The sequence below is a fragment of the Halomonas sp. genome, assembly GCF_052095765.1.
In the GTDB taxonomy this organism is placed as follows: Bacteria; Pseudomonadota; Gammaproteobacteria; order Pseudomonadales; family Halomonadaceae; genus Halomonas.
In genome coordinates this window covers 1-15,207 of the sequence record NZ_JBQDJZ010000003.1, presented here as the reverse complement: position 1 = coordinate 15,207, position 15,207 = coordinate 1, and the positions used below count along the sequence as shown (strand labels likewise).

Annotated in this window: 14 protein-coding genes; 11 read left to right on the top strand and 3 right to left on the bottom strand. The window is 54.9% G+C overall.

Translation table 11 applies throughout. The features are described from left to right. Positions 1–284 precede the first annotated feature (284 nt). The 3 genes from ACTH3D_RS00850 (at position 285) to ACTH3D_RS00840 (ending at position 3,486) form a co-directional block, all read left to right on the top strand. The gene (locus tag ACTH3D_RS00850; RefSeq protein WP_441664278.1) at positions 285–668 is read left to right on the top strand and encodes a phasin family protein; all 384 of its coding nucleotides are present in this window, start codon (positions 285–287) and stop codon (positions 666–668) included. A gap of 326 nt (positions 669–994) precedes the next feature. Then, a complete protein-coding gene (locus ACTH3D_RS00845) occupies positions 995–1,870 on the top strand; it encodes a hypothetical protein (protein WP_441664276.1) in 876 nt (291 codons plus the stop codon). Between the two features lie 212 nt (positions 1,871–2,082). After that, positions 2,083–3,486 carry a uracil-xanthine permease family protein gene (locus ACTH3D_RS00840; RefSeq protein ID WP_441664274.1) on the top strand — a complete coding sequence of 468 codons (1,404 nt, stop codon included), beginning with the start codon at positions 2,083–2,085 and terminating at the stop codon, positions 3,484–3,486. A gap of 122 nt (positions 3,487–3,608) precedes the next feature. Here the strand turns inward: ACTH3D_RS00840 and uraD are convergent, their stop codons facing one another. Then, entirely contained in the window at positions 3,609–4,142 is a 534-nt protein-coding gene (uraD, locus tag ACTH3D_RS00835) for a 2-oxo-4-hydroxy-4-carboxy-5-ureidoimidazoline decarboxylase (protein WP_441664272.1), read from the bottom strand. A gap of 187 nt (positions 4,143–4,329) precedes the next feature. Here uraD and uraH point away from each other — a divergent pair, with 187 nt between their 5' ends. From uraH to ACTH3D_RS00820, 3 genes are all read left to right on the top strand, one after another. After that, the gene (gene uraH, locus ACTH3D_RS00830) at positions 4,330–4,683 is read left to right on the top strand and encodes a hydroxyisourate hydrolase (RefSeq protein WP_441664270.1); all 354 of its coding nucleotides are present in this window, start codon (positions 4,330–4,332) and stop codon (positions 4,681–4,683) included. A gap of 96 nt (positions 4,684–4,779) precedes the next feature. Next, positions 4,780–6,006: a urate hydroxylase PuuD gene (locus ACTH3D_RS00825; protein WP_441664268.1), complete on the top strand. Its 1,227-nt coding sequence runs from the start codon at positions 4,780–4,782 to the stop codon at positions 6,004–6,006. Positions 6,007–6,126: 120 nt separating this feature from the next. Continuing rightward, positions 6,127–6,864 (top strand): GntR family transcriptional regulator, encoded by a 738-nt coding sequence (locus ACTH3D_RS00820; protein ID WP_441664266.1) that lies wholly within the window; start codon positions 6,127–6,129, stop codon positions 6,862–6,864. Positions 6,865–7,001: 137 nt separating this feature from the next. Here the strand turns inward: ACTH3D_RS00820 and ACTH3D_RS00815 are convergent, their stop codons facing one another. Together ACTH3D_RS00815 and ACTH3D_RS00810 are read right to left on the bottom strand one after the other, a co-directional pair. Continuing rightward, a complete protein-coding gene (locus ACTH3D_RS00815; RefSeq protein WP_441664264.1) occupies positions 7,002–8,375 on the bottom strand; it encodes an NCS1 family transporter in 1,374 nt (457 codons plus the stop codon). A gap of 62 nt (positions 8,376–8,437) precedes the next feature. Further along, positions 8,438–9,190 (bottom strand): aspartate/glutamate racemase family protein, encoded by a 753-nt coding sequence (locus ACTH3D_RS00810; protein ID WP_441664262.1) that lies wholly within the window; start codon positions 9,188–9,190, stop codon positions 8,438–8,440. 640 nt (positions 9,191–9,830) lie between these two features. On the opposite strand from ACTH3D_RS00810, the gene puuE reads away from it, so the two are divergent. The 5 genes from puuE to hyi all read left to right on the top strand — a co-directional run bounded on the left by puuE (position 9,831) and on the right by hyi (position 15,155). After that, positions 9,831–10,763 carry an allantoinase PuuE gene (gene puuE, locus ACTH3D_RS00805; RefSeq protein WP_441664260.1) on the top strand — a complete coding sequence of 311 codons (933 nt, stop codon included), beginning with the start codon at positions 9,831–9,833 and terminating at the stop codon, positions 10,761–10,763. A gap of 94 nt (positions 10,764–10,857) precedes the next feature. Further along, positions 10,858–11,346 (top strand): ureidoglycolate lyase, encoded by a 489-nt coding sequence (locus ACTH3D_RS00800; protein WP_441664258.1) that lies wholly within the window; start codon positions 10,858–10,860, stop codon positions 11,344–11,346. A gap of 82 nt (positions 11,347–11,428) precedes the next feature. Continuing rightward, positions 11,429–12,268 (top strand): bifunctional allantoicase/(S)-ureidoglycine aminohydrolase, encoded by an 840-nt coding sequence (locus ACTH3D_RS00795; protein ID WP_441664256.1) that lies wholly within the window; start codon positions 11,429–11,431, stop codon positions 12,266–12,268. 205 nt (positions 12,269–12,473) lie between these two features. Next, the gene (gene gcl, locus ACTH3D_RS00790) at positions 12,474–14,258 is read left to right on the top strand and encodes a glyoxylate carboligase (protein WP_441664254.1); all 1,785 of its coding nucleotides are present in this window, start codon (positions 12,474–12,476) and stop codon (positions 14,256–14,258) included. 120 nt (positions 14,259–14,378) lie between these two features. After that, a complete protein-coding gene (gene hyi, locus ACTH3D_RS00785) occupies positions 14,379–15,155 on the top strand; it encodes a hydroxypyruvate isomerase (RefSeq protein ID WP_441664252.1) in 777 nt (258 codons plus the stop codon). Positions 15,156–15,207: the final 52 nt, after the last annotated feature.

The following is a 15,207-nucleotide window of genomic DNA, read 5'->3' as shown; positions in this document are numbered from 1 at the left end:
AGCCAAGCTGACAACAAGAGTCATCCCCTGCTGCAAGTGGCGGGCCGGATCAGTCCGGCTGTTGTAGCGCTATTGTTGTATGGCTGCTGTCACAAGAGGAGGCAGGACCAAAGGCGTAGGAAAAAACTGGCATAAAATGTTGCGCCGCACAAAAATAGTGCCTATGCTGCATAGCAACATGGATGGTTACCGGATCAGGAACGGTTTCCGTTAGCACTAAAGTGGGGCAGGCCGATTGGTAGTGACGCCCGCCCAAGTCATCATACGATGCGAGGAGTTACCCAATGTCTAAAGATATTACCAACAAGTTTACCGAGCAGTTTGAAGAAATGATGGTTTCACCGCTGCGCGGTATCGGTGCGATGAACCTTGAGTTCACTGAGAAGATGGTTAATGCCCAGCTTGACTCAGCTCGCGCCATGGCCGACCTGGGCCTGGCCCAGGCACGTGTCTGGTTGGAAGTGAAAGATGCTGATGGCTTCAAGAAAGCAGTCGAGAGCCAGCAGAAAGCAGCCCAAGATGCCGGCGAGCGTCTCAAGAAAGATTCTGAAGCGCTGATGAGTCTGAGCCAGGACTACCTGCAGCAGGGTCAGAAGATGACTGAAGAACAGGGCAAGAAAGTACAGAAAGCCGCTGATGAGCAGGTCAAGTCTGCCGGTAAACGCTGATTGTTTAGTAGGTTGATGCAGTACTGGTAAATGGTTTTGGCAAGTGAATAGGCCTACGGGCCTTTTGAGGCCACCGCTCAGCGGTGGCCTTTTTTTGTTGTGTAACGCCTTCTGTGACGAAATTAATGCTGGGAGGGTCGGTGCTCTAGCTTTTTGTATCATTCTAAAGTCGATGATATAACAATGGAAATTAATTCCAGTATACAGTTTTAGCGTGTATTGTGGACATCAAGGCTGCAATACTACCCTGAAGCAAACGCGTGTTGCTGTCTTCTACGCGTCGTGGGCGCGAATCTCAAACAATTACAGAAAGCGGAGATTCTCTGATGACCATTGGCAAAGAAATGTCAAAAAAGGCTGCTCTTGCTACCTGTGTGGCGTGTACCACGCTGCTTTCCGGCAATCTGCAGGCTGCCACCTTCAGTGATACCCATATTGGCTATCGATACGGTACGCAGTTTGCTGAGCCCAATAACCCCAAGGATGTCACCAAGAACATACTCAGCCTGGGCCACGTCAGCGGTTATTCGCTGGGGCAGAATTTCTTTAACTTGGATGTTCTGCAGTCTGACCGTGCTGACCCATCAAGCGGCAGCGGTGACAACGGAGCGACGGAGGCGTATCTCACTTACCGCCATCAGTTCCACTATGGAAAGATATTTGGAGAGCCGCTGGCATTCGGGCCGGTGAAGGACATGGCACTGAGTGCTGGCTTTGATCTCAACACCAAGAACACCACCTTTGCTCCGCGCAAGCGCCAGCTGGTTATCGGCCCTACCTTCAAGTTTGACGTGCCAAGGGGCTTTGTTGACCTCAGTCTGTTCTATTCACGGGAATGGAACCACTGTGGACTGCCGCCCTGCGGTGCGCCGGGCAACAAAAATGACATCCTTTTTGATCCTTACTACCAGATCAACCTAGCCTGGGGCCTCCCGTTTGATGTCGGCGCTTTGCCCATGACGTTCAAAGGCTTCTACAACTATAACGGCAAGAAGGGCGATGATTACTTCGGTGTTGCCACCAAGCCTGAGCAGTTGATGCGCACCGCGCTGCTGGTCGACGTAGGTAAGCTCGCTTGGGGCGATGACAACACCCTGTGGGGTGGCGTTGGCTATGAATACTGGCGCAACAAGTTCGGGAACCACGGCAAGCCGGGTGTGGATACCGATGCGCTGACGTTCAACTTGGAATGGCACTTCTGATTGGCTGGCAAGGTTGCTGCTTCGCTAGTTAGTGGCAGCGACCTGAGGTGTTGCTAAGACTGAATTCTCAGGCCAGCTTATCTCCGGCTGTTTTACCTCTAATAACAACAGGCACTGTATACAACTTTGTGATGAATTGATGACAGTTTGTTGGTTATCAGTAAGCATTTGCTGTATTCAGTAGTGACTGACAACGAACCCTGGATAGCCCCATGCAGACAAACGTCAAGAATACTTCTCTGTTCGACTTTCATGGTAAGCCGTCTTTTCTGAAGGCGTTGCCTCTTTCCCTGCAACACGTGTTGGCAATGATTGCAGGGGTTATCACACCGCCCATCATCATTGCTGGGGTGGTGGGGAGTACACCACAGGAAAAACTGCTGCTGATCCAGATTGCTGTACTGGCGTCTGGTGTCTGCACGCTTTTTCATCTGTACGGCGTCTGGAAATTCGGCGCACGCCTGCCTGCCATCTTCGGTGTGGGCTTCGCCTATGTGCCGACCCTGATTGCGGTAGGTGCCCAGTACGGTATCGGCGGCATTCTTGGCGCGCAGCTGATCGGCGGCATCACCATGATGGTGGTTGGTTACTTTATACAGTACATTCGCCACCTCTTTCCGCCGGTTGTTGCGGGCACTGTGGTGCTGGTCATCGGCTTGTCGCTCTATGATATTGCCGTTAGGTACATGGCGGGCAGCGGCAACGTGAACGCACCAAACTTTGGCGATCCAATGAACTGGATGGTCGGCCTGGTGACGCTGCTGACGGTGCTACTTGCCTCTCAGTTTGGTAAAGGCGTGGTAAAGCTGGCGGCGATTATCGTCGGTATTCTGGTGGGCTATGCGTTGGCGCTGGTGTTGGGCATGGTGAACTTCGACCCGATTCTCAATGCGAAGTGGGTGGCCATTCCGGAACTCATGCCGTTTGAGCTTGAGTTTCACACCGGCGCTATCATCTCAATGGTGGTGATCTGCGTTATCAACTCGGTTCAGACTATCGGCGACCTGTCGGCCACCAGCGTAGGCGGCATGAACCGTGAGCTCAAGACATCAGAGCTGACTGGTGGTCTGTTGGGTAACGGCCTGACCACAGCGCTCAGCTCGTTCTTCGGCGCGCTGCCGACCTCTACTTTTAGTCAGAACGTTGGCATTGTCGCCATGACCAAGGTGATCAGCCGCTATGTGCTGGCAATTGCTGGGGTGTTCATGGTGTTTGCTGGCCTGAGCCCCAAATTTGGTGCGGTGATGACTACCATTCCTTACCCGGTGCTGGGTGGTGCCACTATCACTGTATTCGGCATGATTACCATGACCGGCATCCAGCTGTTGATTAAAGATGAACTGTCGGCACGTAACATGACCATCGTCGGCCTGTCGCTGGCGCTGAGCATGGGTATCGCACAGGTACCCGCAGCCATTGAGCAACTTCCTGACGGACTGATCAGCGTCATCGGCGGTGCTCCTATCGTTGTTGCTGCCATCACGGCCTTTGTGCTCAACATCGTCCTGCCTAAGCACAGCCTGGCCGATGAGCAGAAGGAGCGTGAAGAAATTGCCAGGGCGGATGCCGAAGCCAGTGCCAAGCACCATGAGCAGACATCTGGTAACGCTGAGTGATTACGCATGTGCGGTCACGTCTGAGCAAGCAAATGATGCCGCGCTGAAAACAACAGCTAAAAATACGCCCCGGCCATTCAAGGCTGGGGCGTATTTGTGTGCCGCTGAGTATCCGAGGAGGATCAGCTCTCGCTGGCAGCACGGGCTTCCAGGCGGAACAGGGCAATACGGTTGATCTGCTCGATCACGGTGTGGCGCTCCTGAACCGGGTCGTTTTTCAGGCGTGTTTCGAACGCCTCAAGAATGATGTGCCGGTTACTGCCTTTTACCGCCATTACAAAAGGGAAGTCGAAACGCTCTTTATAGGCATTGTTGAGGTGCTCAAAGCGTGCCATTTCTTCTGGTGTGCACTCGTCAAGGCCTGCGCCGGCCTGCTCGCGGGTCGAGTCGTCAGTGAGGTCGCCGGCAATCGCTGCTTTGCCGGCGAGGTCCGGGTGAGCACGAACCACTTCAAGTTGGCGTTCCGGTGAGGCGCTGGAAAGAACGTCGCCCATCAGCTGAGCCAGTTCAGCCGGCTGGTCGTGTTTTTCCTCCAAGCCACGCTCCCACGCCAGTTCGGCTACCCAGGGCGAATGCTCATAGATTTCACCAAAGTTGGCGACGAAGGTGGCCTTGTCCATCTGGCTGGGGCGAGGTGTCAGGATACTGGTTGTCATTATGCTGCTCCATGCTGGGAATCAGGTGTACGACTAACTGTATACATAAAATGATTTGAAATGTACTCCGAAACAGATAAAAATGTATTCATGGGTGGAGGTGGGTCTCATGACAAGCTATGCTTGCTTTGTGAATACTCCACCAACCAACACCAATGTCGAAACAAACATAATAAGGAGAGTATACATGGGACGCTTGACTACCCACGTACTTGATACCGCTCTTGGATGCCCAGGTGAGGGAATCCGTATTGAACTGTATCGCGTGAAAGATGAAAGTCGCCAGAAGCTTGCTGAGGTTGTCACCAATAGCGACGGGCGCTGTGACTCACCGATTCTGGAAGGTAGTGACTTCACAGTCGGCGAGTATGAGTTGGTGTTTCATGCCGGAGACTACTTGCGGGCTAATGGTTTCAAGGCTGATGAGCCGCGCTTTCTTGATGTGATCCCGCTGCGCTTTGGCGTGTCTGATGCTGGTGAGCACTATCATGTGCCGCTGTTGGTGTCGCCTTACAGTTATTCAACCTACCGCGGTAGCTGATTGAGCTGATGTCGCGACTAAGTAACGGCATGTCAGTCAGCTCATGCAGAGACTGAAGCAGAGCTGACTACTTACAAACAACAAGAGACCTGACCCATGCAAGCCTACCTGCTGGAATTTGCCAACCTCCTGTTGAGGTGGTTGCACGTGATCGCGGCTATCGCCTGGATTGGCGAGTCAATCTACTTCGTCATGCTGGATAACGGTCTTCGGCCCCCCAAAGCCGAAGAAGACAAGAAAAAAGGTGTTTTCGGAGAAATGTGGGCTGTTCATGGCGGTGGTTTTTACCACAATCAGAAATACGCCAGTGCACCTGAAAAACTGCCGGATGACCTTCATTGGTCGTTCTGGAAAGCCTACACCACCTGGTTATCAGGTTTCGGTCTGTTCCTGCTGCTGTATGTATCCAATTCGGGTATCTACCTGGTGAATCCTGGCAGTGACTGGGCCTGGGTGGCTGGCCTTACCTCTTGGCAAGCAAGTCTGGTGGCGTTGGCGTTTCTTGCGGCAGGCTGGGTTGTGTACAACGAGCTGTGTAAGCGTATCAGCCCCAACATGGAGCGTGACGGTATCCTGAGTATTGCTGTTGCCGTCATGATGGTGGTTTTTGCCTATCTCAGCACCCACATTTTCCCGGGACGTGCTGCCTTCCTGCTGACCGGTGCTGTCATGGCAACGGCCATGTCTGCCAACGTGTTCTTCTGGATTATTCCGGGTCAGCGCCGCATGGTGAAAGCCATGAAGGCGGGTGACAAGCCCAATCCGATCGACGGCAAACGCGGCAAGCAGCGCTCTGTTCACAACACCTACTTCACGCTGCCGGTCGTGCTGCTGATGCTCAGCACCCACTACTCGTTCATCTTCTCCCATGAGCTGTCCTGGGTGCTGATGGTGCTGTTCATCTTTGCTGGTGCCCTGATCCGTCAGTTCTTCGTGCTGATGCATGCCGGTTACATCAGGCCTGCCTATCCGGCCGCTGGTGTGGCATTGATTCTGGTGGCGGTCTGGATGGGTGCGCCCAGCAAGACGGCGCCTGAAGACACGGCGGCACTGGGCGGTGCAGGCGAGACTGCTGAAGTGGCTGGTGCGCCGGCTCTCAGTGCCAATGAAGGGATTATTCAAGAGCGCTGTGCCAGCTGCCATGCAGAAAAGCCGACACATGCAGCCTTTGCGGCTGCACCAGCGGGAATCGTCTTGGACAGCCACGAATCCATACAGCGCCAGATTCCCCAGATCAAGGATGTTGTGGGCAGTGGTTATATGCCGTTGGGTAACATTACCCAGATGACGGAGGAAGAGCGTAAAAGCATCGCGCAGTGGTAAATGTAACGTTAAGCTGATTTTTCAAGTATATCGCCCACCTTTTGGTGGGCGAATATCGTATATCTCCTCGCAATACGTATACAATAATCGTAATACAAGGTTTCAGGAGGCGACAGAATAATGAATCAGCGTCAGGTCGTGACCGAACGCAAGTCCCGCGCAGGCAGTGGCATGGGCAAAGATGGCGACGGCGCCAAGCGCCATGAGGCGATCTATCTCTCGATCAGCGACGCCATCATTGAACATCGCCTCAAGCCGGGTGCACGGCTGCGTGAAGATGCGCTGGCCGACGTGTTTGGGGTTAGCCGAACCGGCATCCGCAAGATTCTCCAGCGCCTGGCGTTAGAGCAGCTGGTCACATTGACACCGAGGCGAGGCGCCAGTGTGACCCGGCCCACCGCTGATGAGGCGCGGGATGTGTTCGAAGCCCGTCAGATGATTGAGTGCGGTTTGATGCTTAACGTTGCCCGGCGGGCGAGCAGAGATGACATCAAGGTGCTGCGTGATATTGCCCAGCGTGAGCGCGAAGCACTGCGCAGCGGAGAACGAAGCGCTGCCATCAAGCTGTCAGCCGAGTTCCATGGACGTTTGGCGAGTATCTCAGGAAATGCGGTGCTGAGTAATTTTGTCGAAGGGTTGTGCTCGCGCTCCTCCCTGATTCTGGCGGTATACGGCAATGCCGGCCACCTTGGTTGTGAGTCTCACGATCATGATGACCTAATTGGCCTGCTCGAGAACCGGGAGGGCGATAAGGCACAGATATTTATGGGAAACCATTTGAAGGCGATAGAGGCCTCACTATCGATTCGCGAAGATGAGGATGAGTTGCCGGACCTGTATCAGGTTTTTGCAGGCTAACGCTCGGGATGGCTTAATCGTGTTTGGGCTGTTGAAACGGGCCGGTAAGTAAATAGAACAACACCTCGTGTCGAATGACACGAGGTGTTGTTCGTTACGTTTCCAGAAAAAACCGCTCATTACAGCTGCCGTTAGGCTTAGTTGCTAAAGCGTTGGCAGGGTGCCCAGTGGCGCATCAGCAGCAGATAGACCAGGCCCGCGGGTATCAGACTTGCATACCAGGAGATCTGTGAGAACGATAGCGCGGCTGCTATGCCAATAACGGTTGCGATTAATGCGGCTGGATTGAAGCCACGATAGGGGCCGTTTTCATCATATAGCTGCTCCAGATTTAGGGTGCGGCGACGAATGAGAAAGTAATCAACCACCATTACTGCAAAGATTGGGCCCAAGAACGCTGAATAGGTCTGTACGAACAGCTGCAAACCGGCGGCGGACTCATCCTTGACTAGCTCCCACGGGAAGGTGGCAAAGGGCAGCAGGCAGACAATAGTGACCGACTTGCGGAAGCTCAGCTTAAACACATCCATCAACACATAGGTAGGTGGTACCACGTTATTTAATACGTTGGTGGTGACCTGAGCGAAAGCAATGAACAGCAGCGTGGTCATCAGCAGTGGTGTATTGTCCACGGCATTGGCAAATACCTTGATCGGATCGGCTACGCCAGTGGCCTCGGAAACCATGTAGCCGATCAGGCCCATGAACAAGGTGCAGGGCAGGATTGACATCGCGTAGATTGTCGTCAGAAGCCCCGGGCCAGTGCCTTTCTTGAGCTCGCGGCCATAGTCGCTGACGTTGAGGATCATCGTCGAATAAATTCCCAGGAACAGCATGGTGGCGCCCCAGAACGGCACCCCCCAGGAGCCTTCCATGGTGAACAGGTTAGTCGAGAGCACGTCGCCGTAACGCTGGACAGTGCTGTAAAACATATAGACCAGCGATAGCAGGATGAAGCCGCTACCGAAGTTTTCCAGCCATTTAATGCCCTGGAAGCCGAAGTATGACAGCGCGAGTTGCAAGAGTTGGAAGCCAATGAAAAATGCCACCAAATTGTCGTAACCAAATAGCGTTTCCGACACCATATTGAGCGCCCCAGCACCGATCCAGCTTTGAAAGCCAAACCACACAATAGCGGGGAGTGCGCGCACCAGCCCTGGTATCCGCGAGCCGCTGAAGCCGAAGGCGCTGCGCGCCTGTACCATGAACGGGATGCCGTATTTGTAGCCAGCCGCACCGTTCAGCGACAGTGCAATACCGATCACAAAACAGCCAATGGCGATTGCGACTGTGGCTTGGAGCAGGTTCAGGGTGCCTACGACGCTGGACCCCATGGTAAATGTGCCAATGGAAACACAGCCGCCAAACCAGGCCAACAGGTAGGAAAAGCGTCCCATGATACGGGTTTCTTGGGGAGCCAGGGATTCATCCCCGGCACTCTTGGTGGCTGGCGCCTGCTGATGCTGACCAGTATTGCTGGCCTCGGTGGGGTTTGAGGTTGGTGTGGTCATAGTGGCCTCTTGAGTTTGTGGTTGTTATGGCTGATCAAGGAACGTCACAACGCCGTTTGACGTCAGCGGCGGTCCAGATCGAGACCTGAGAGGTGGGAAAAGTTACCGGTGAAAGTTTTGGGGCGAGGGTAGGCCAGATCGCCCACTTTGCTGGTTTTTAGCCCCAGTCCGGCCAGTGCCTCGGCCAGTTTTACGGCGGCGGTGACTCCTTCGACGACGGGCAGGCCGACTTCATAGCTGATGGTTTCAGTCAGATCCGCCATTCCGCCACAGCCCAACACGATGGCGCCGATGCCGTCTTCGTCGCGGGCGAGACGGCACTCCGCGATGATCTTTTCAAGTGCACGGTCGCTGTCTTCCTCAAGGTCCAGCACCGGAATTTCGGCGGCACGTACTCGGCGGCAGTGATGGCGAAAGCCATACTGTTCGAGCAGGTGTTCAGCAATGATGCCGGTGCGAGAGAGGGTCGTGACCACCGAAAAACGTGTGGCGATCAGCGTTGCCATGTGGAAGGCCGCTTCAGCGATGCCGATCACTGGTGCGCTGGTGGCTTCGCGTGCTGCTAGCAGCCCCGGGTCACCGAAGCAGGCGATAACGTAGGCGTCTATTTGCGTTTCTCGATCCAGTCGCAGGATCTCTTCGACGACGCCGACGGCACTGATGGCTTCATCGAAGTGTCCTTCGATGGAAATCGGGCCGCTCGTCGGGTTCGAGGCGCTGATCTGGGTACCAGTAGCGGCAATCGCTTTGCCGGCTTCGCCAATGGTGTCGGTCATACTTTGGGTGGTGTTGGGATTGACCAGGTGAATGCGCATGGGTGATTGCTCTTGTGAACTAAGTGGTTATGCTTTGTACACAAGTTAATTGCTTCACGAAGCTGCTGCAACCTAGGAAGTACTGATCCAGGCGGCTTACCTCTGTAAAATAAAATAATTAATCATGGGTTGGCTGCCTGAAGGGCGGGTATTATTGCTTTTTCTGAAGTGCTGTTACGTGTTTTATCTCACGATATTGTATCGATTTTGATGTTTTCTTTGTATACAATTATGGTGTGTTTCCCAGGTGTTCACCCTGAAGGAGCCTTTGATAGCTAATACAGTTTTGCCCGGATTGGTTCGAGTCATTGGGAGTCATCGGGTGTTTTAGAGTGCGCTGGCGAATACCTCTGATAAATCGTCTGCTGGGAGAGTTTTTAAAAAAACCTGCTGATTGTGCTTTAGAAGATTCTGGAGACTCAGGGGCGCTTGATGAAACGCTGGATACACTCTATTTTGTCTTTGTATACATAGGCGGAGAGATGATAGGTACAGTCAACCACAAAAAAAGGGTGTTGTTCTTTAGTCGTATGACGCCGATTTGACACCACGTGGTTTGCTGCCTCTTGCGCCTTACCCAAAAAATATCGCTGGACCCGGCAAGCCGGGATCATCACGGCAATCCGTTCAGGAGTTCATTATGAGTGCATCACCCACTTCTCATTATCCCCGCGACCTGATTGGTTACGGACCTACGCCGCCGCATGCCAACTGGCCCGGCAAGGCCAAAATTGCTGTTCAGTTCGTGCTCAACTATGAAGAAGGCGGTGAGAACTGCGTATTGCATGGCGATGCAGGGTCTGAGCAGTTCCTTTCTGAGATCATTGGCGCAGACAGCTATCCGGATCGGCATCTGAGCCTGGAGTCTATCTACGAGTATGGTTCCCGAGCCGGCGTGTGGCGAATCCTACGCGAGTTCGAGCGTCGTGGTTTGCCGTTGACCGTGTTTGGCGTGGCCATGGCGCTCGAGCGCAACCCCGAAGTGGCCCAGGCATTCAAGGAGCTGGGCCACGAGATCGCCTGTCACGGCTATCGCTGGATCCACTATCAAAACGTGCCCGAGGCGGTCGAACGTGAGCACATGCGCAAGGGTATCGAAATCTTTGAGCGGCTCTACGGCGAGCGTCCGCAAGGCTGGTATACCGGCCGGGACAGTCCCAACACGCGCCGGTTGGTGCTGGACGAGGGGGGCTTCCTCTACGACAGCGACAACTATGGCGATGATCTGCCATTCTGGACCCAGGAAGCCGACAGTTCAGGCAAGCAGCACTCGCATCTGATTGTGCCTTATACCCTGGACAGCAACGACATGCGCTTTGCTGCTCCGCAAGGGTTCAATACCGCCGATCACTTCTTCACCTACTTGCGTGATGCCTTCGATGTGCTCTACGCCGAGGGTGAGGAGTCGCCCAAGATGCTCTCGGTCGGCATGCACTGCCGCCTGTTGGGTCGTCCAGGCCGGTTTCGGGGGCTGCAGCGTTTTCTCGATCATATCGAAGCGCATGATCGGGTGTGGATCACGCGCCGTGTCGATATCGCGCGTCACTGGGCCGAGCACCACCCGGCACCCTGAGCTTTGATATATGAGCTCTGATACATGAGCTCTGAGTAATGAGCCAATGTCTCGGGCCTTTATCGTACGGATCGTGTTTTTTTGAGGAAAGATCATGCTGGAACTTATCGCACAGCCCCTTACCGCCGAGGCCTTTGCGCCTTTTGGCGATGTCATTGATTCGCGCACGTCGGATCACTTTCCGATCAATGCTGGGCGCACCCAGCGTCATCACGACCTGGCGCGGGTCGAGACGCTGGGTGATAACGCCCGCACCCTGGTTAGCATCTTTGTCAGTCAGCCAGTGGAGGTGCCGCTGGTGCTGCCCCTGCTTGAGCGTCATCCGCTGGGCAGTCAGGCCTTTGTGCCGATGCATGAAGAGCGCTTCATTGTGGTGGTGGCGCCGCCCGGCGAAAGCATCGACCCTGACAGCGTGCGGGCTTTCGTGACCGATGGCCGTCAGGGCGTCAACTATCGCCCTGGCACCTGGCATGCCATCCAGTCGGTGCTGGAGCGCGAAGGCGAGTTTTTGGTGGTGGATCGCGGCGGTGACGGCAACAACTGCGAAGAATATCCCATTGATATCCGCGTGACCTTGGCTTGAGACGTCGTTGCGATATCGCATTGCCGCGAACGATTTATAGTGAATGGTTGATAGAAAACAACAGCGAACAAGAGGACATGTCATGACAAAGCATACTTACTACTCCCCTAAGGGCGGTCATCCGGGCCAGAAGGTCATGACCACTGACCGGGCCATGTTTACCGAAGCCTTTGCGGTCATTCCGAAAGGTGTGTTCGGCGATATCGTCACCAGTAATCTGCCGCACTGGGAAAACACCCGCTTGTGGGTTCTGTCGCGCCCGCTGTCCGGATTCGCCGAGACATTTTCACAATACATCATGGAGGTGTCGCCGGGTGGCGGCAGTGATCGTCCCGAATCTGATCCCGGTGCCGAAGGCGTGCTGTTCGTGGTGGAAGGGGAAATGCAGTTGACCCTGGCGGGCAAGGCCCACCACATGACCGCCGGCGGTTACGCTTTCATCCCGCCCGGCAGTGACTGGACATTGCGCAACGTCTCTGATGCGCCGGTGCGTTTCCATTGGGTGCGCAAGGCGTATGAGTACGTCGATGGCATTGATGTGCCTGAGGCCTTCGTCACCAATGAGAACGACATCGAGCCGGCGGTGATGCCAGACTGCAACGAAGTGTGGAAGACGACGCGTTTTGTAGACCCCAACGATGTGCGCCACGACATGCACGTCAATATCGTGACTTTCCAGCCCGGCGGCGTGATTCCTTTCGACGAGACACACGTGATGGAGCACGGCCTCTACGTGCTGGAAGGTAAAGCGGTCTATCACCTCAACCAGCAGTGGGTCGAGGTCGAAGCGGGTGACTACATGTGGCTGCGCGCATTCTGCCCCCAGGCCTGTTACGCCGGAGGCCCCGGGCCGTTCCGCTACCTGCTGTATAAGGACGTCAACCGCCATATGGCGCTGCCTTACAGTAACAGGGGGCGCTGATTGGAATCAGGATTAGCCTTGGCTGCACTCTAGTTTTTTTGCAGTTTTTTCCTGTCCGACCGGCATGAGCCGGTCGGCTTTTTTTTGCGCCGTAATTATTTTGGAATGATTTTCCAAATTCGCTTGACGGTGGTGGGTGACTTGGTTATGTTTTGTTCATGGAATTGATTTCCACAAAAACAAAACACCACAAGAGGATCTCGACATGGCTCGCATGACCGCTGCCCAAGCCGCCGTACACGTGCTCAAGAAAGAAGGTATTGACGTTGCCTTTGGGGTGCCCGGTGCTGCTATTAATCCGTTCTATTCCGCAATGCGCAGTGTTGGTGGTGTGGATCATGTGCTGGCTCGCCACGTGGAAGGAGCCTCGCACATGGCTGAGGGTTATACCCGCACCGAGCCTGGTAACATCGGAGTCTGCATCGGCACCTCCGGTCCTGCCGGTACCGACATGATTACCGGCCTTTACTCGGCGTCTGCCGACTCCATTCCGATCCTGTGCATCACTGGCCAAGCGCCGGTTGCCAAGCTGCACAAGGAAGACTTTCAGGCAGTTGATATCCAGGCGATTGCCGGTCCTGTCACCAAGTGGGCGATTACCGTGCTTGAGCCTGCCCAGGTGCCGCGCGCTTTCCAGAAAGCCTTCCAGCTGATGCGCAGCTCGCGCCCCGGCCCCGTGTTGATTGACCTGCCCATTGACGTGCAGATGACCGAGATCGAGTTCGATCCGGATACCTATGAGCCGCTGCCGGCCTATAAGCCGAGCGCCAGCCGTGCGCAGATCGAAAAAGCCATGAACCTGCTTAACGAATCTGACAGACCGTTGTTGGTGGCTGGCGGTGGCATCATTAACGCTGATGCCAGCGACCTGCTTACCGAGTTTGCCGAGCTGACCGGGGTGCCGGTCATCCCGACGCTGATGGGCTGGGGCACCATTCCGGACGATCACAAGCTAATGGCGGGCATGGTCGGTTTGCAAACGTCGCACCGTTACGGCAATGCGACCATGATGGCATCCGACTTTGTCATGGGTATCGGTAACCGCTGGGCCAATCGTCATACCGGCGATGTGGATAGTTACACCCAAGGCCGAAAGTTCGTTCACGTTGACATCGAGCCGACCCAGATCGGGCGCATCTTCGGTCCAGATTACGGCATCGTTTCCGACGCCAAGGCGGCACTGGGGCTGTTTATTGACGTCGCTAAAGAGTGGAAGGCTGAAGGTAAGCTGAAAGACCGCAGCGCTTGGGCAGAGGAATGTCATGAGCGTAAGCGCAACACCACCATGCTGCGTAAGACCGACTTTAACGAAACGCCGATCAAGCCCCAGCGTGTTTACCAGGAAATGAACAAGGCGTTTGGCAAGGACACTCGCTACGTCACGGCCATCGGTCTGTCACAAATTGCCGGCGCCCAGTTCCTGCACGTTTACAAGCCGCGCCACTGGATCAACTGCGGCCAAGCCGGGCCGCTGGGCTGGACGATTTCAGCGGCCTTGGGTGTGCGTCGCGCTGACCCGACCACTGAAATTGTCGCGCTGTCCGGCGACTACGATTTCCAGTTCATGATCGAGGAGCTGGCGGTGGGTGCACAGTTCAACCTGCCGTATATTCATGTGGTGGTGAACAACTCTTACCTGGGACTGATCCGTCAGGCCCAGCGTGGCTTCGACATGGATTACCAGGTTCAGCTGGCGTTTGAAAACGTCAATTGCCCGGAAATCAACGGCTATGGTGTTGATCACGTGTCGGTTGTTGAAGGCCTAGGCTGTAAGGCCATCCGCGTGACCGACCCGAGTGAAATCGGTCCGGCACTGGAAAAAGCCAAGCAGCTGAAAGACGAGTTCAAAGTGCCGGTAGTGGTTGAGGTTATCCTTGAGCGGGTGACCAACATCTCCATGAGCGGAAAGGATCTGACCACCGTCAATGAGTTCGAGGCACTGGCTGAGAATGAGACAGATGCCCCGACCTCGATCGCGAGCCTGACCTGATCCGGTTCGCGACGCTGACCCAGTAAAGGTGGCACTCTGTGTTTTTGAAAGTCAGCGCTGATTGCCGCTGCAGAGTGTCGCCAGTATTCAAGTCACATTTATTACAACAGGAGAGTTGATATGCCGAAGTTTGCTGCCAACCTCAGTATGCTGTTCAACGAGGTCGATTTCCTTGACCGTTTTGAGGCGGCTGCGAAAGCCGGCTTTCAGGGCGTCGAGTATCTTTTTCCCTACGATTTTGAGGCTGCCGAGATCAAGCAGCGCCTCAACAACAATGGCCTGGAGCAGGTGCTGTTTAACCTGCCAGCAGGCGATTGGGGCGCCGGCGAGCGCGGTATTGGCTGTCATCCGGATCGCGTTGACGAGTTTCGTGCCGGTGTCGACAAGGCCATCGAGTATGCCAAGGTGTTGGGCAACTCGCAGGTCAACTGCCTGGCTGGCATCAAGCCGAAAGGTGTTAGCGATGATGAAGCACGCAAAACGTTGGTCGAAAACCTGCGCTTTGCCGCTGACAAGCTCAAAGCGGCAGGCATTCTGCTGATCGCTGAGCCGATCAATACCCGGGATATTCCAGGCTTCTTCCTAAATCGTACCGAGCAGGCGCTGGAGGTTTTTGATGACGTCGGCAGCGACAACCTCAAGCTGCAGTACGACATCTATCACATGCAGATTATGGAAGGTGATCTGGCGCCGACCATTGAAAAGCATCTGGGTCGCATTGCTCACGTGCAGCTGGCCGACACCCCGGGGCGTCACGAGCCGGGCACTGGCGAGATCAACTATCCCTTCTTGTTTGCCCACCTCGATGGGCTGGGCTACGACGGCTGGATTGGCTGTGAATACAAGCCGGCAGCCAGCACCGAGGAAGGTCTGGGTTGGCTCAAGCAAGCTCGTTAAGTGCGCAACTGCTGATGGGTTATTTACGAAACGTACGAATAATCACGAATAA

Bases quoted from the DNA above. Each gene is read 5' to 3' on its own strand.
- ACTH3D_RS00845 (WP_441664276.1), top strand. From the start codon at position 995: ATGACCATTGGCAAAGAAATGTCAAAAAAGGCTGCTCTTGCTACCTGT.
- ACTH3D_RS00825 (WP_441664268.1), top strand. From the start codon at position 4,780: ATGCAAGCCTACCTGCTGGAATTTGCCAACCTCCTGTTGAGGTGGTTG.
- ACTH3D_RS00810 (WP_441664262.1), bottom strand. From the start codon at position 9,190: ATGCGCATTCACCTGGTCAATCCCAACACCACCCAAAGTATGACCGAC.
- puuE (WP_441664260.1), top strand. From the start codon at position 9,831: ATGAGTGCATCACCCACTTCTCATTATCCCCGCGACCTGATTGGTTAC.
- ACTH3D_RS00795 (WP_441664256.1), top strand. From the start codon at position 11,429: ATGACAAAGCATACTTACTACTCCCCTAAGGGCGGTCATCCGGGCCAG.
- ACTH3D_RS00815 (WP_441664264.1), bottom strand. From the start codon at position 8,375: ATGACCACACCAACCTCAAACCCCACCGAGGCCAGCAATACTGGTCAG.
- uraD (WP_441664272.1), bottom strand. From the start codon at position 4,142: ATGACAACCAGTATCCTGACACCTCGCCCCAGCCAGATGGACAAGGCC.
- ACTH3D_RS00850 (WP_441664278.1), top strand. From the start codon at position 285: ATGTCTAAAGATATTACCAACAAGTTTACCGAGCAGTTTGAAGAAATG.
- gcl (WP_441664254.1), top strand. From the start codon at position 12,474: ATGGCTCGCATGACCGCTGCCCAAGCCGCCGTACACGTGCTCAAGAAA.
- ACTH3D_RS00800 (WP_441664258.1), top strand. From the start codon at position 10,858: ATGCTGGAACTTATCGCACAGCCCCTTACCGCCGAGGCCTTTGCGCCT.
- hyi (WP_441664252.1), top strand. From the start codon at position 14,379: ATGCCGAAGTTTGCTGCCAACCTCAGTATGCTGTTCAACGAGGTCGAT.
- ACTH3D_RS00820 (WP_441664266.1), top strand. From the start codon at position 6,127: ATGAATCAGCGTCAGGTCGTGACCGAACGCAAGTCCCGCGCAGGCAGT.
- ACTH3D_RS00840 (WP_441664274.1), top strand. From the start codon at position 2,083: ATGCAGACAAACGTCAAGAATACTTCTCTGTTCGACTTTCATGGTAAG.
- uraH (WP_441664270.1), top strand. From the start codon at position 4,330: ATGGGACGCTTGACTACCCACGTACTTGATACCGCTCTTGGATGCCCA.